At 55.7% G+C, this 13014-nt stretch carries 13 protein-coding genes and 3 tRNA genes; 4 read left to right on the plus strand and 12 right to left on the minus strand.

Annotation, left to right across the window (positions count from 1 at the left end; genetic code table 11):
- Positions 1-115: 115 nt before the first annotated feature.
- The 7 genes from lon to PSH97_RS18820 form a co-directional block, all read right to left on the minus strand.
- A complete protein-coding gene (gene lon, locus PSH97_RS18790; protein WP_007901802.1) occupies positions 116-2512 on the minus strand; it encodes an endopeptidase La in 2397 nt (798 codons plus the stop codon).
- A gap of 161 nt (positions 2513-2673) precedes the next feature.
- Entirely contained in the window at positions 2674-3957 is a 1284-nt protein-coding gene (gene clpX / locus PSH97_RS18795) for an ATP-dependent Clp protease ATP-binding subunit ClpX (protein WP_007901798.1), read from the minus strand.
- Positions 3958-4069: 112 nt separating this feature from the next.
- Positions 4070-4705: an ATP-dependent Clp endopeptidase proteolytic subunit ClpP gene (gene clpP / locus PSH97_RS18800; protein ID WP_008062468.1), complete on the minus strand. Its 636-nt coding sequence runs from the start codon at positions 4703-4705 to the stop codon at positions 4070-4072.
- A 93-nt stretch (positions 4706-4798) separates the two neighbouring features.
- Positions 4799-6109: a trigger factor gene (tig, locus tag PSH97_RS18805; protein WP_052967287.1), complete on the minus strand. Its 1311-nt coding sequence runs from the start codon at positions 6107-6109 to the stop codon at positions 4799-4801.
- Between the two features lie 421 nt (positions 6110-6530).
- A tRNA-Leu gene (locus tag PSH97_RS18810) sits at positions 6531-6615 on the minus strand.
- A gap of 54 nt (positions 6616-6669) precedes the next feature.
- A tRNA-His gene (locus PSH97_RS18815) sits at positions 6670-6745 on the minus strand.
- A 41-nt stretch (positions 6746-6786) separates the two neighbouring features.
- Positions 6787-6863: transfer RNA gene (locus tag PSH97_RS18820), tRNA-Arg, on the minus strand.
- A 279-nt stretch (positions 6864-7142) separates the two neighbouring features.
- On the opposite strand from PSH97_RS18820, the gene folD reads away from it, so the two are divergent.
- A complete protein-coding gene (gene folD / locus PSH97_RS18825; RefSeq protein WP_305446212.1) occupies positions 7143-7997 on the plus strand; it encodes a bifunctional methylenetetrahydrofolate dehydrogenase/methenyltetrahydrofolate cyclohydrolase FolD in 855 nt (284 codons plus the stop codon).
- Positions 7998-8235: 238 nt separating this feature from the next.
- Positions 8236-9174, plus strand: coding sequence for a D-alanyl-D-alanine endopeptidase (pbpG, locus tag PSH97_RS18830; protein ID WP_305446213.1), 939 nt, complete (start codon positions 8236-8238; stop codon positions 9172-9174).
- A 56-nt stretch (positions 9175-9230) separates the two neighbouring features.
- Here pbpG and PSH97_RS18835 read toward each other — a convergent pair whose 3' ends face one another.
- The 3 genes from PSH97_RS18835 to PSH97_RS18845 form a co-directional block, all read right to left on the minus strand.
- Entirely contained in the window at positions 9231-9455 is a 225-nt protein-coding gene (locus PSH97_RS18835; protein ID WP_253544799.1) for a hypothetical protein, read from the minus strand.
- 12 nt (positions 9456-9467) lie between these two features.
- Entirely contained in the window at positions 9468-9683 is a 216-nt protein-coding gene (locus PSH97_RS18840) for a DUF6021 family protein (RefSeq protein WP_305446214.1), read from the minus strand.
- 95 nt (positions 9684-9778) lie between these two features.
- Complete coding sequence (locus PSH97_RS18845) at positions 9779-10504, minus strand: peptidase C39 family protein (protein ID WP_305446215.1); 726 nt, start codon at positions 10502-10504, stop codon at positions 9779-9781.
- 171 nt (positions 10505-10675) lie between these two features.
- Here PSH97_RS18845 and PSH97_RS18850 point away from each other — a divergent pair, with 171 nt between their 5' ends.
- Positions 10676-10846 carry a hypothetical protein gene (locus tag PSH97_RS18850; protein ID WP_187326411.1) on the plus strand — a complete coding sequence of 57 codons (171 nt, stop codon included), beginning with the start codon at positions 10676-10678 and terminating at the stop codon, positions 10844-10846.
- 79 nt (positions 10847-10925) lie between these two features.
- Here the strand turns inward: PSH97_RS18850 and PSH97_RS18855 are convergent, their stop codons facing one another.
- Positions 10926-11675 carry a TerC family protein gene (locus PSH97_RS18855; protein ID WP_030130811.1) on the minus strand — a complete coding sequence of 250 codons (750 nt, stop codon included), beginning with the start codon at positions 11673-11675 and terminating at the stop codon, positions 10926-10928.
- Between the two features lie 28 nt (positions 11676-11703).
- Positions 11704-11946, minus strand: coding sequence for a hypothetical protein (locus tag PSH97_RS18860; RefSeq protein WP_305446216.1), 243 nt, complete (start codon positions 11944-11946; stop codon positions 11704-11706).
- A gap of 168 nt (positions 11947-12114) precedes the next feature.
- Here PSH97_RS18860 and nhaR point away from each other — a divergent pair, with 168 nt between their 5' ends.
- Positions 12115-13014 (plus strand): transcriptional activator NhaR, encoded by a 900-nt coding sequence (gene nhaR, locus PSH97_RS18865; RefSeq protein ID WP_123357532.1) that lies wholly within the window; start codon positions 12115-12117, stop codon positions 13012-13014.

Consider the following 13014-nt stretch of genomic DNA (forward strand, 5'->3'; position numbering starts at 1 on the left):
TAAGTTTTTTGGTGAAAGCAAAAAAACGAGTGCTGAATGGCCTACAGACACTTAAGAGCCGCTTTATAACAAGGGCTCTAAAAAACTGTCAACAAGCCCCCCAGGCAAATGCGTACTAATGCGTGCTAATTCTTTCCTTAGAGTCAGACTCGCGTTTTTCATCCTTTGCAACGATCTCCGGAACCACATCCGGCAAGGGCTCCGGCGCGTATTGCAGCGCAATTTGCAGGACCTCGTCAATCCATTTAACTGGTTTAATCTGTAGATCTTGCTTGATATTGTCAGGAATTTCCTTCAGATCGCGTACGTTCTCTTCAGGAATGATCACCGTCTTGATTCCGCCACGGTGAGCAGCCAGCAGTTTTTCCTTCAAACCACCGATCGCCAGCACCTGACCACGCAAGGTGATTTCGCCGGTCATCGCAACATCTGCGCGTACAGGAATGCCAGTCAATGCTGACACCAGGGCCGTGCACATGCCTACACCAGCGCTAGGGCCATCTTTAGGCGTTGCCCCTTCAGGCATATGGATATGCGTGTCGCGTTTCTCGTGGAAGTCCAGAGGAATCCCCAGGCTCTTCGCACGGCTGCGGACAACGGTCAGGGCTGCAGTGATCGATTCGACCATCACGTCACCCAGAGAACCGGTTTTGATCAACTGGCCTTTACCCGGCACGACCGCGGCTTCAATGGTCAACAATTCGCCGCCCACCTGAGTCCAAGCCAAGCCGGTGACCTGACCGATCTGATCTTGCGACTCAGCCAGACCGTAGCGGAATTTACGCACACCCAGGAAGTGCTCGAGCATGTCGGCAGTGACCTTCACCGAGAAACGTTTTTCCATTGCATGCTCTTTGACTGCCTTGCGGCAAACCTTGGCAATCTGGCGCTCCAGCCCACGTACACCGGCTTCGCGGGTGTAGTAGCGAATGATGTCGCGGATCGCTTCGGCGTCGAATTCCAGCTCGCCTTTCTTCAGACCGTTGGCCGTAATCTGCTTCGGCGAAAGGTATTTGACAGCGATGTTGATCTTCTCGTCTTCGGTGTAACCCGGCAGACGAATCACTTCCATCCGGTCCAGCAGCGCCGGCGGAATGTTCATGGAGTTGGAGGTGCACAGGAACATCACATCAGAGAGGTCGTAGTCGACTTCCAGATAGTGATCGTTGAAGTTGTGGTTCTGCTCGGGATCGAGCACTTCCAGCAACGCCGACGCCGGATCGCCACGCATGTCGCTGCCCATTTTGTCGATTTCATCGAGCAGGAACAGCGGGTTGCGAACGCCCACTTTTGTCATCTTTTGAATCAATCTTCCTGGCATCGATCCGATATAAGTCCGGCGATGACCACGAATTTCCGCCTCATCGCGCACACCACCGAGGGCCATGCGAACGAATTTGCGGTTGGTGGCGTGAGCAATCGACTCCGCCAGAGAGGTTTTACCCACCCCGGGAGGACCGACCAGGCACAGCACCGGGCCACGAATCTTCTTCACGCGCTTCTGCACGGCGAGGTATTCGAGGATCCGCTCTTTGACTTCTTCCAGACCATAGTGGTCGGCGTCGAGAATGTCTTCGGCACGGGCAAGGTCCAGACGCACCTTGCTCTGAGCCTTCCACGGCACTTGAACCAGCCAGTCGATGTACGAACGCACCACCGTCGCTTCCGCGGACATTGGCGACATTTGCTTGAGTTTGTTCAGTTCGGCCTGAGCCTTGGCCAGCGCGTCTTTCGGCAGACCGGCGGCATCGATACGCTTTTTCAGCTCTTCGATTTCGTTGTGGCCTTCATCGCTGTCGCCCAGCTCTTTCTGAATGGCCTTCATCTGCTCATTCAGGTAGTACTCGCGCTGGCTGCGCTCCATTTGTTTTTTAACGCGGCCACGAATGCGTTTTTCGACTTGCAGCAGATCGATCTCGGCATCCAACAATGCCAGAACGTGCTCGACACGGGCCGACAAATCGATGATTTCGAGGATTTCCTGCTTTTGCTCGATCTTCAGGGCCATATGCGCGGCCATGGTGTCGACCAAGCGACCTGGCTCGTCGATGCTGTTAAGCGACGACAGGACTTCAGCGGGGACTTTCTTGCCCAGCTGCACATATTGTTCGAACTGAGCCAGCAAGCTGCGGACAAACACTTCCGACTCGCGCTCAGGCGCGTCGACTTCGTCGATCAGCGATACTTCGGCACGGCAGTGGCCATCGACTTCGCTGAAGCGCTCCACGGCGCCTCGCTGCTCGCCTTCGACAAGAACCTTGACCGTGCCGTCAGGCAGCTTGAGCAGCTGCAGAACGGTAGCGATGGTGCCTACGCGATAAAGTGCTTCTTCACCGGGATCGTCGTCAGCAGGATTTCGCTGAGCCAGCAGAAGGATCTGCTTGTCGCCCGTCATCGCTGCCTCGAGGGCTTCGATGGATTTTTCGCGCCCCACGAACAGCGGGATAACCATGTGCGGATAAACCACGACATCACGCAATGGCAGGAGAGGCAATTCGATGGTTGTCTTCATGATTTCGCCTCTACGGCGGCCATAAGGCCGTAAACAGATGGAAGTAAGCTTGAAACCAAGATGGGGGCTGTTTTCAAAAAAAACAAGCGCAAATAAAATGTTAAAACGCGTTAAAAGCAAAGGGGCCCGAAGGCCCCTTCTTTATTCCAGCAGTGTGACGCTTAGGCGTCCGGCGCTGCCTTGGCAGTCGGCTCACTGTTTTCGTAGATATACAGTGGCTTGGACTTACCTTCTATAACGCTTTCATCGATCACTACTTTACTCACCTCGGACTGCGAGGGGATTTCATACATAGTGTCGAGCAATACACCTTCGAGAATCGAACGCAGTCCTCGGGCACCGGTTTTGCGTTCCAGGGCACGTTTGGCGACCGATTTCAGCGCGTCGGCCCGGAATTCCAGGTCCACGCCTTCCATCTCGAACAGCTTGGCATACTGCTTGGTCAGAGCATTTTTCGGCTCGGTGAGAATCTGCATCAACGCAGCCTCATCAAGCTCGTCCAGCGTGGCAAGTACCGGTAGACGACCGACGAATTCCGGGATCAGACCGAACTTGACCAAATCGTCAGGTTCGACTTCACGCAGGGACTCACCGACTTTCTTGCCTTCTTCCTTGCTGCGAACTTCCGCGTTGAAACCGATGCCGCCCTTGGTGGAACGGTTTTGAATAACCTTTTCCAGACCGGAGAACGCACCACCGCAGATAAACAGGATGTTACGGGTGTCGACCTGAAGGAATTCCTGCTGCGGATGCTTGCGACCACCTTGAGGTGGTACGGAAGCAACTGTGCCTTCGATCAACTTGAGCAGGGCCTGCTGCACGCCTTCACCGGAAACGTCCCGGGTGATCGACGGGTTGTCAGACTTGCGCGAGATCTTGTCGATCTCATCGATGTAAACAATGCCCATCTGGGCTTTTTCTACGTCGTAATCGCACTTCTGCAGCAGCTTCTGAATGATGTTCTCGACATCTTCACCTACATAACCCGCCTCGGTGAGGGTGGTTGCGTCGGCGATGGTGAACGGAACGTTCAGCAAGCGGGCCAGTGTTTCGGCAAGCAGGGTTTTACCCGAGCCTGTCGGGCCGATCAGCAAGATGTTGCTTTTGCCGAGTTCGACGTCGTCATTCTTTTTGTCACGCTGGTTCAAACGCTTGTAGTGGTTGTACACCGCTACGGCCAGAACCTTTTTCGCACGTTCCTGACCAATCACGTACTGATCAAGGATGCCGCTGATTTCTTTAGGCGAAGGCAATTTATGCGCGCTGCTTTCGGCCTGGGCTTCCTGCACCTCCTCACGGATGATGTCATTGCACAGGTCGACGCACTCGTCGCAGATAAAGACCGAGGGGCCGGCAATCAATTTGCGTACTTCATGCTGGCTTTTGCCACAGAAGGAGCAATAGAGCAGCTTGCCGTTGTCCTCGCCGTTGCGGGTGTCAGTCATTCGTTCGATCCAAATCCGATAGGCTTGCAACACAAGATGAAGGCTATTGCGGGCTTTTTCAAGCCCGCTAGTGATCGGACCCGCCGACCAACCTTATTTTGAGCTGCTTATTTTAAGCGGGGCGCTGATTGATCACTTCATCGATCAACCCGTATTCACGCGCTGCTTCTGCACTCATGAAATTATCGCGGTTGGTATCGCGCTCGATTTCTTCAAGAGTGCGCCCGCTATGCTTGGCCATCAGCGTGTTGAGACGCTCACGAATGAAGAGGATTTCCTTGGCATGGATTTCGATATCCGAAGCCTGGCCCTGGAAACCGCCCAGTGGCTGGTGAATCATCACACGCGAGTTTGGCAGGCAGTAACGCTTGCCTTTCGCACCGGCCGTCAGAAGAAACGCGCCCATGCTGCACGCTTGACCGATACAGGTGGTCGACACGTTTGGCTTGATGAACTGCATGGTGTCGTAGATCGACATGCCCGCCGTCACCGAACCGCCCGGCGAGTTGATATAAAGATGGATGTCCTTGTCCGGGTTTTCCGCTTCAAGGAACAGCAGTTGCGCACAGATCAGGTTGGCCATGTAGTCCTCTACCGGACCAACCAGAAAGATCACTCGCTCCTTGAGAAGGCGCGAGTAGATGTCATAGGCGCGTTCGCCACGAGCAGACTGCTCGACAACCATCGGGACCAGGCCGCCTGCGGCCTGGATATCAGAGTTCTGCTGAATATACGAATTACGGAACATGCTCTGCAGTCACTCCCAAATAGTTATGTCTTGAATACGCATAAGCCAGCACGAAGGCTGGCTTATGGTGTGTACTTCTTACCGCAAAAACAATCAGTCGGCTTGTGGAGCTTCTACCGGCTTGACTGCTTCTTCGTAAGAGACCGATTTGTCGGTCACGCTAGCTTTCTGCAGAACAGTATCCACAACTTGTTCTTCCAGCACAACCGAACGGACTTCGTTCAGTTGCTGGTCGTTCTTGTAGTACCAAGACACAACCTGCTCAGGCTCCTGGTAAGCCGAAGCCATTTCCTGAATCATCTCGCGAACGCGGGCTTCATCAGGCTTGAGGTCGAATTGCTTGACCACTTCAGCCACGATCAGACCCAGCACAACGCGGCGCTTGGCTTGTTCTTCGAACAGCTCGGCCGGCAGTTGGTCAGGCTTGATGTTGCCGCCGAACTGCTGAACAGCCTGCACACGCAGACGGTCGACTTCGTTGGACAGCAGAGCCTTTGGCACTTCGATCGGGTTGGTGGCCAGCAGACCGTCCATAACCTGATTCTTGACCTTGGATTTGATCGCCTGACGCAGTTCACGCTCCATGTTCTTGCGAACTTCGGTGCGGAAGCCTTCCAGACCGGTTTCCTTGATGCCGAATTGAGCGAAGAATTCTTCGGTCAGCTCAGGCAGTTTAGGCTCGGAAACGGTGTTCACGGTCACGGTGAACTCAGCGGCTTTGCCTGCCAGGTCGAGGTTCTGATAGTCCTCAGGGAAGGTCAGGTTCAGAACGCGCTCTTCGCCGGCTTTAGCGCCGACCAGACCGTCTTCGAAACCAGGAATCATGCGGCCGGAACCCAGCACCAACTGGGTGCCTTTGGCGGAACCGCCAGCGAACACTTCACCGTCGACTTTGCCGACAAAATCGATGTTCAGTTGGTCTTCGTTCTGAGCAGCGCGATCGGCGACTTCAAAACGGGTGTTCTGCTTGCGCAGGATTTCCAGCATCTTGTCCAGATCGGCATCAGCCACGTCAGCGCTCAGGCGCTCGACAGTGATACCTTCGAAACCGGCAACAGTGAACTCCGGGAACACTTCGAAAATTGCGACGTATTCCAGATCTTTGCCAGCTTCCATCGATTTAGGCTCGATCGAAGGAGCGCCAGCCGGGTTCAGCTTCTGCTCGACAACAGCTTCGTAGAAAGAAGACTGGATCACGTCGCCCACGGCTTCTTGACGTGCATCAGCACCGAAACGGCGCTTGATTTCACTCATAGGCACTTTGCCTGGACGGAAGCCAGCGATCTTGGCCTTTTGGGCAGTCTGCTGCAGACGCTTGTTGACCTGAGTCTCGATGCGCTCAGCCGGCACGGTGATGCTCATGCGGCGCTCAAGAGCAGAAGTATTTTCAACAGAAACTTGCATGGATATTCCTCGTTGCACAGACGTTAGCCGGCCGTTTCCGACCCCAGAATCAAGGGCATGCATTCTAGTGGGTCAAACTCAAGAAGTCACCCTACTGAAAACGGGTAAAAAAGCAGCAGGCAATTTATAGGCGGGGACAAACGGTTGTGCCTCGCCCTGTTAGCAAATACAGCCAGTCATGCCAGGGCTCTGCACCAATCCTTCTATATATAGAAGGAATCGGCAATCCATCCCTGACAGCCGACCCCACGAGGGGACCGACGGGCGAATCAGCATCATCGAGATACATAAATTCGACGACCCTACCCGCCCTTCAACCCGGAACATGCGGTTGTTTTGAAAATTCAGACTTATAAAACAAAAACGGCGCAGCCCTTTTCAGGTGCTGCGCCGTTTTCTGCTATTAGATAGCTGTTTGTAATGGTGCGGACGGAGAGACTCGAACTCTCACACCTTGCGGCGCTGGAACCTAAATCCAGTGTGTCTACCAATTCCACCACATCCGCATCAAGCTTTTAAAGCAAAGGCGCCAGACTGTTAATCTGGCGCCTTTCTAAATATGGGGTGGACGAAGGGGATCGAACCCTCGACAACGGGAGTCACAATCCCGTGCTCTACCAACTGAGCTACGCCCACCATATTGCCATGTTGCGCTACTTGTGCCAAAGCTGCCTAATTGGCGCACCCGGCAGGACTCGAACCTGCGACCATCCGCTTAGAAGGCGGATGCTCTATCCAGCTGAGCTACGGGCGCCTTGTTAATCTGTATTCTTGGACGATTACAAACTAAGTGCTTTCAGTCTCGCCGAATTAAACATCAACTCTGCTCAACCTTCTTAACCAGTGCTAGGCTGTGCCCGACAAGTGCGACGAATGTTATAGGTGAGCCTGAAGGTCGTCAACTCTTTTTTAAAAAAAATTCATTTAATTAAAGGGGTTAGGGGAATTTGCAGACCAAGCGCCTTTGCCCTCACCTCATGACATGCGAGAATGCGTTCTCTTTTTTTCCCCTCTCGATGGTTAATCACGCGCAATGACTGCACAACTAATCGACGGCAAATCGATCGCCGCCAGCCTGCGCCAGCAGATCGCCAAACGAGTCGCCGAGCGTCGCCAGCAAGGTCTGCGCACGCCCGGTCTCGCGGTGATCCTGGTCGGCAGCGATCCTGCCTCTCAGGTTTATGTCTCGCACAAGCGTAAAGACTGTGAAGAGGTCGGCTTCCTTTCCCAAGCCTACGACCTGCCTGCCGAAACCACTCAAGAAGCACTGACCGACCTGATCGATCGCCTGAACGACGACCCGGCGATTGACGGCGTTCTGCTTCAGCTGCCTTTACCTGAACATCTGGACGCCTCCAAATTGCTGGAGCGCATTCGTCCAGACAAGGACGTCGACGGTTTCCACCCTTATAACGTCGGCCGTCTGGCCCAGCGCATTCCGCTGCTGCGTCCGTGCACACCTAAAGGCATCATGGCGTTGCTGGAAAGCACCGGTGCCGATCTATACGGGATGGACGCGGTCATTGTCGGGGCTTCCAACATTGTTGGCCGTCCGATGGCAATGGAACTGCTGCTGGCCGGTTGCACCGTGACCGTTACCCACCGCTTCACCAAAGATCTGGCGGGCCATGTCGGTCGCGCCGACCTGGTGGTGGTTGCCGCCGGCAAGCCGGGCCTGGTCAAAGGTGAGTGGATCAAGGAAGGCGCGATTGTGATCGACGTCGGTATCAATCGTCAGGAAGATGGCAAGCTGGTCGGTGACGTGATCTACGAAACCGCCCTGCCCCGCGCCGGCTGGATCACTCCGGTACCGGGTGGCGTTGGCCCGATGACCCGCGCCTGCCTGCTGGAAAACACGCTGTATGCCGCGGAAACACTGCACGGCTGAGTTCACGCTGACTTGCAGCGCCGCATAAAAGAACCCCGCCCATCGCGGGGTTCTTTTTGCCTGCGAGAAAAGCTCGACCATCCGCCGGAAAAGGCTGTTTTTATCAGGCTTCCAGGCACTTTCCCCTGAACATCGAACAACCATCGACAGTTCTTCAGCCATACTCCTAAAATGCGTCGCTTTTTAAAGAAACAGCCCGTTACAGAACGGCATATCCACCCTTTATGAGTCCGCCAGCGTGAAAATCCGTCTTTCAATCCTGAGCCTATTTTTTGCATTTACAGGGACTTTCACCACGCCAACGATCAACGCCGCCGAAACCACCGCCGCACCCCGAGACATTTCACAACTGAAGATCGCTTCCGGCAGTGTCTTGCTGATGGATATGCAAACCAACAAAGTGATCTATGCCAGTAACCCTGACGTCGTAGTGCCAATCGCGTCCGTCAGCAAACTGATGACCGGCCTGGTGGTGGTAGAAGCCCGGCAGAACATGGACGAATACCTTTCCGTCAATATCAGCGACACCCCGGAAATGAAAGGCGTGTTTTCCCGGGTCAAACTCAAAAGCGAATTGCCGCGCCGAGAGATGCTGCTGATTGCCCTGATGTCCTCGGAAAACCGTGCCGCTGCGAGTCTGGCCCATCACTATCCGGGCGGCTATGTCGCGTTCATTGCCGCCATGAACGCCAAAGCCAAAGCACTGGGGATGACCAGCACCCACTTTGTCGAACCGACGGGCCTCTCCCCCCGCAATGTGTCCACCGCCCGCGATCTGAGCAAACTGCTGATCGCCGCACACAAGCACCCGCTATTGACTCAACTGAGCACCACCAAGGCAAAAACCGTTTCGTTCCGTAAACCCAACTACAGCCTGGGCTTCCGCAACACCGACCATTTGGTCAACAAGCCTAACTGGGACATCAAACTGACCAAAACCGGCTTTACCAACGCGGCCGGTCACTGCCTGGTGCTGGTCACCCACATGGGTGATCGTCCGATGGCGCTGGTGATTCTGGATGCCTTTGGCAAATACACGCACTTTGCCGATGCCAGCCGTATTCGCAGCTGGGTCGAAACCGGCAAGAGCGCCAACGTGCCTTCCGTCGCCCTGCAGTACAAATCCGACAAGAATCTCAAGCATCGCCAGAGCGGCGTGGTTGAAGCATCGAAATAAGCTCGAAACGCCTCCAAACGAAAGCCCCGAATATTCGGGGCTTTTTTTGTCTGGGATTAATCGTTGGGCAACGGCATCTGATCGTCATCCGGGATGCCATCCCCGGCACTTGGGTCTTTCCAGCCCTGCGGATGTTTTGTTGGTACCACGGTCGGTCTGGCCAACGGGTCCCGTAACGGGCTGTCCGGATCCATCACCGGATCCAGATCCCCTTCGGGGGTTGTTGGAACACTGTCGGGAGGATCTGGACGTTTGTCGTCGAAGCTCGAATCGGTAGACATATGCACCTCTGACTAGGACTTGGGTTTCAGATCGCCAAGCGGATCGTAAGGCTTCGCGGGAGCCTTCTTGCCCGCCTCACCCGGTTTTACATCCTTGGGCGCCTTGGCGGGCCCGATGGGATCGACCTGCGGATCGGCGAGGTCCGGAGAATCGGGGTCGAACCCCAACTCATTATCGGACGAATGCTCAGACGAGTGCGGGCCAGTGGGGGTATTGGAATGAGCCATGGGCGCCTCCTGGTCACGACCCGGGAAGTAATCCGGGCCCTTTACATGAGAGGCCAATAATCCTGAGTGGTGCCCTGCAAGATGACGAACGGAAACTACTGCGCGCTTAACGCTTTTTTCGCCCGGGCTGCCGCCTGCTCTTGACCTGACTGGGCAAGATCGCTCGCCGCTTTCAGCCAGCGCTGCTGATCGACGTTGGCCGGAATCTGGTCCGGCTTCTGGATCAATACAGCCCAGCCGCCGGCATTTTCGAACGCCGATTCAAAGGTGCTGAACCCCATCAGCAACCGACGGTCCATCCCGGCGCGCAGCAACACGGTCTGCTTCTGACGGTTGTAACCGGCGAGAATGGCGTATCGGGGCTCTGCCCAGAACGCTGAGCCTTCGGTGAAGCGCACCATTACCGGATAACCGGCAGCAACCTGGGCCAGCAGCGCCGGCAAATGGCTGTCGAGGGGATAGACCACCATCCCGTACTCGCGCGCGAGGTTCTGCATATTCTGCTGCAAGCGGTCTTCGGCGCCCGGCAAATGCAGAGGTTTGTCGAGCAACCCCGGGGTTATCACGATGCCCTGCTGGGACAGCAGGCTAGCCAACACCTGAGGCCCGCTTTGATAACTTTGCCCACGGTAGAACGTACCGCTGAGTTCGACCCGCTCTGGCAGACGCTTGATTTCAGGCGCCACGCTCCCCGCACAGCCAGCCAGACCGGCAACGCAGCCGACGATCAGCACCAAAGATCGAATTCGAGAAAATAACCGCATCATCACTCTCTTGTTCAGACGCCAGGTATTCACACTCCCGGCTTGGCCGTCGATCATAGGATGCCGCAAGGCAGCGGTATAGCCTTAACCGGCAGTTGATTGCATTCGATAGAGCGAACTGGTTGGTGACAGGCGACCTTTGGTCAATAGTCTGAAATACAGCAGCGGCTAAACTGTCACTTACCAAGGAAGAGTGTGTGCCCGATGCAGGGCAAAGAGGAGGCACTGATGAGCCTGACAATGACCATTGTAATGTTGATTTCCGGCTGGCTGGCCGTGGCCGCCGCCATGCTGTGGGGCGTTTTGCGTATTACCCGCCGACACCATCACCACCCGGTTCAATCGGCGCCTGTGGCGAAAACCGATCAGCCGGCTGCCCACCCCGCCACCGCGCACTGACCGGCGCTTTTCAGTCGCCCAAACAAAAACGGCCGCCTGGACTCTTTCGAGTTCAGGCGGCCGTTTCGCTTAACGAAGGTTAAGCTTCAGCGGCGATGCGCTTCTGCCTGGCCCGACGCGACAGCATGTTCAAGCCTTCGATCGTGGCCGAGAACGCCATGGCCGCGTAGACGTAGCCTTTCGGTACGTGGGCGCCAAAACCTTCGGCGATCAGCGTCATGCCGATCATGATCAGGAAGCCCAGCGCCAACATCACCACCGTTGGGTTGTCGTTGATGAACTTGGCCAGAGGGTCAGCCGCCAGCAACATCACCAGTACCGACACCACCACCGCAATGATCATGATCGGCAAATGCTCGGTCATGCCGACAGCGGTAATGATGCTGTCGATGGAGAACACCATGTCCAGCAGCAGGATCTGACCGATCGCAGCGGCAAAGCCCAGGGTCACGGTCGAGGTAGCCGACATCGGATCATCCGGCGCCGGGTCCATGCTGTGATGGATTTCGGTGGTCGCTTTCCACAACAGGAACAGGCCACCGGCAATCAGGATCATGTCCTTCCAGGAGAACGCGTGGCCGAGAATCTCGATCACAGGCTCCGTCAACTGGACGATGAACGCGATGGTGCTCAACAGTGCCAGGCGCAAGATCAACGCCATGCCGATACCGATGCGCCGCGCCTTTTGGCGATGCTGTTCGGGCAGCTTGTTGGTGAGGATCGAGATGAAGATCAGGTTATCGATGCCGAGCACGATTTCCATCACCACCAGCGTGGCCAGGGCGACCCAGGCAGTGGGGCTTGCAGCAAGTTCTAAAAGGTATTCCATGGGTCAGTCCTGACTCGTTGTAGACGGTTTAGATTTCCTGGGACGAAGATTCGGTTTTGTCCGTCTCTTTGGCCGGTTGTTCTTTCTTGCTGATCAAACCGCCCGTGGCATCGCTGAGCGCTTGCTCGGCAGCTTTGTGGGTATCGTCAATCGCCTGTTTGGCGGTTTCGGCGGCCTTGCCCATCAATTGCTGAGCGCTTTTCTCGGCCTGGTCGCAACCGGCCAGCACCAGTAAAGACGCAATCAGCAGTGCCGTGGTTTTAAGCTTCATGATGCTTTCCTCGATAAAACAGACAGAACCGAAAAGGCGATCCGTCGATAGCGAGGCATTCTAAGGAAGCAAACACTTCAGGAAAATTCGTATTTTTAGCGGTTATACTTCGGTTACAACGAATCCAGATAGTGTATTGGCGTATGTGAACAAGGGGATTTCACCAACATGCTTAATTATCGACAGCTGCATTACTTCTGGGTGGTGGCCAAGACCGGCAGCATCGTGCGCGCCTGCGAGCAACTGAATCTGACGCCACAGACCATCAGCGGGCAGATTTCCCTGCTCGAGCAAACCTATGGCATCGAGTTGTTTCGTCGGGTCGGCCGGCAGCTGGAACTCACCGAAGCCGGGCGTCAGACCCTGCCCTACGCCGAGCAGATGTTCCAACTCGGTGGCGAGCTGGAATTGATGCTGCGGGCGCAGCCCAATGAGCAACAGATTCTGTTTCGGGTGGGCGTCGCCGACGTGGTGCCTAAATCCATCGTTTATCGACTGATCGCGCCGACCATGGAGTTGAGCGAACCGCTGCGTATCACCTGTCGCGAAGACAAACTGGAACGCTTGCTTGCCGACCTGGCGATTCAGCGCCTTGATCTGGTGATTTCCGACAGCCCGATGCCCTCGCATCTGGACATCAAGGGCTACAGCCAGAAACTCGGCGAATGCGGCATCAGCTTCTTCGCCACTGCCGAACTGGCGGCGCGGTATGGCCAGGACTTCCCCCGCAGCCTGCACGGCGCCCCGCTGCTGATTCCCGGGCCGGAAACCGTAGTGCGCAGTCGCTTGCAACGCTGGTTTGCCGAACAGCAGATCCAGCCACAGATCGTCGGCGAATTCGACGACAGCGCTTTGATGCAGGCTTTCGGCCAATCCGGTAGCGGGATATTCATCGGCCCGAGCGTGATTGCCGACGAATTGAAACGCCAATGCGGCGTGGAGTTGATCGGTCAGACCGACGCCGTACGCGAGTCGTTCTACGCCATCTCGGTGGAGCGCAAGGTCAAGCACCCCGGCATTGTCGCCATTACCGAAGGTGCTCGCCGCGAGCTGTTCACCGCGATGTGA

Source organism: Pseudomonas cucumis (assembly GCF_030687935.1).
GTDB classification, from domain to species: domain Bacteria; phylum Pseudomonadota; class Gammaproteobacteria; order Pseudomonadales; family Pseudomonadaceae; genus Aquipseudomonas; species Aquipseudomonas cucumis.

What these genes read in the sequence shown, in the direction of transcription:
- lon (WP_007901802.1), bottom strand. Translation starts at nt 2,512, where the DNA reads ATGAAGACAACCATCGAATTGCCTCTCCTGCCATTGCGTGATGTCGTG.
- clpX (WP_007901798.1), bottom strand. Translation starts at nt 3,957, where the DNA reads ATGACTGACACCCGCAACGGCGAGGACAACGGCAAGCTGCTCTATTGC.
- clpP (WP_008062468.1), bottom strand. Translation starts at nt 4,705, where the DNA reads ATGTTCCGTAATTCGTATATTCAGCAGAACTCTGATATCCAGGCCGCA.
- tig (WP_052967287.1), bottom strand. Translation starts at nt 6,109, where the DNA reads ATGCAAGTTTCTGTTGAAAATACTTCTGCTCTTGAGCGCCGCATGAGC.
- folD (WP_305446212.1), top strand. Translation starts at nt 7,143, where the DNA reads ATGACTGCACAACTAATCGACGGCAAATCGATCGCCGCCAGCCTGCGC.
- PSH97_RS18835 (WP_253544799.1), bottom strand. Translation starts at nt 9,455, where the DNA reads ATGTCTACCGATTCGAGCTTCGACGACAAACGTCCAGATCCTCCCGAC.
- PSH97_RS18840 (WP_305446214.1), bottom strand. Translation starts at nt 9,683, where the DNA reads ATGGCTCATTCCAATACCCCCACTGGCCCGCACTCGTCTGAGCATTCG.
- PSH97_RS18845 (WP_305446215.1), bottom strand. Translation starts at nt 10,504, where the DNA reads ATGATCGACGGCCAAGCCGGGAGTGTGAATACCTGGCGTCTGAACAAG.
- PSH97_RS18850 (WP_187326411.1), top strand. Translation starts at nt 10,676, where the DNA reads ATGAGCCTGACAATGACCATTGTAATGTTGATTTCCGGCTGGCTGGCC.
- PSH97_RS18855 (WP_030130811.1), bottom strand. Translation starts at nt 11,675, where the DNA reads ATGGAATACCTTTTAGAACTTGCTGCAAGCCCCACTGCCTGGGTCGCC.
- PSH97_RS18860 (WP_305446216.1), bottom strand. Translation starts at nt 11,946, where the DNA reads ATGAAGCTTAAAACCACGGCACTGCTGATTGCGTCTTTACTGGTGCTG.
- nhaR (WP_123357532.1), top strand. Translation starts at nt 12,115, where the DNA reads ATGCTTAATTATCGACAGCTGCATTACTTCTGGGTGGTGGCCAAGACC.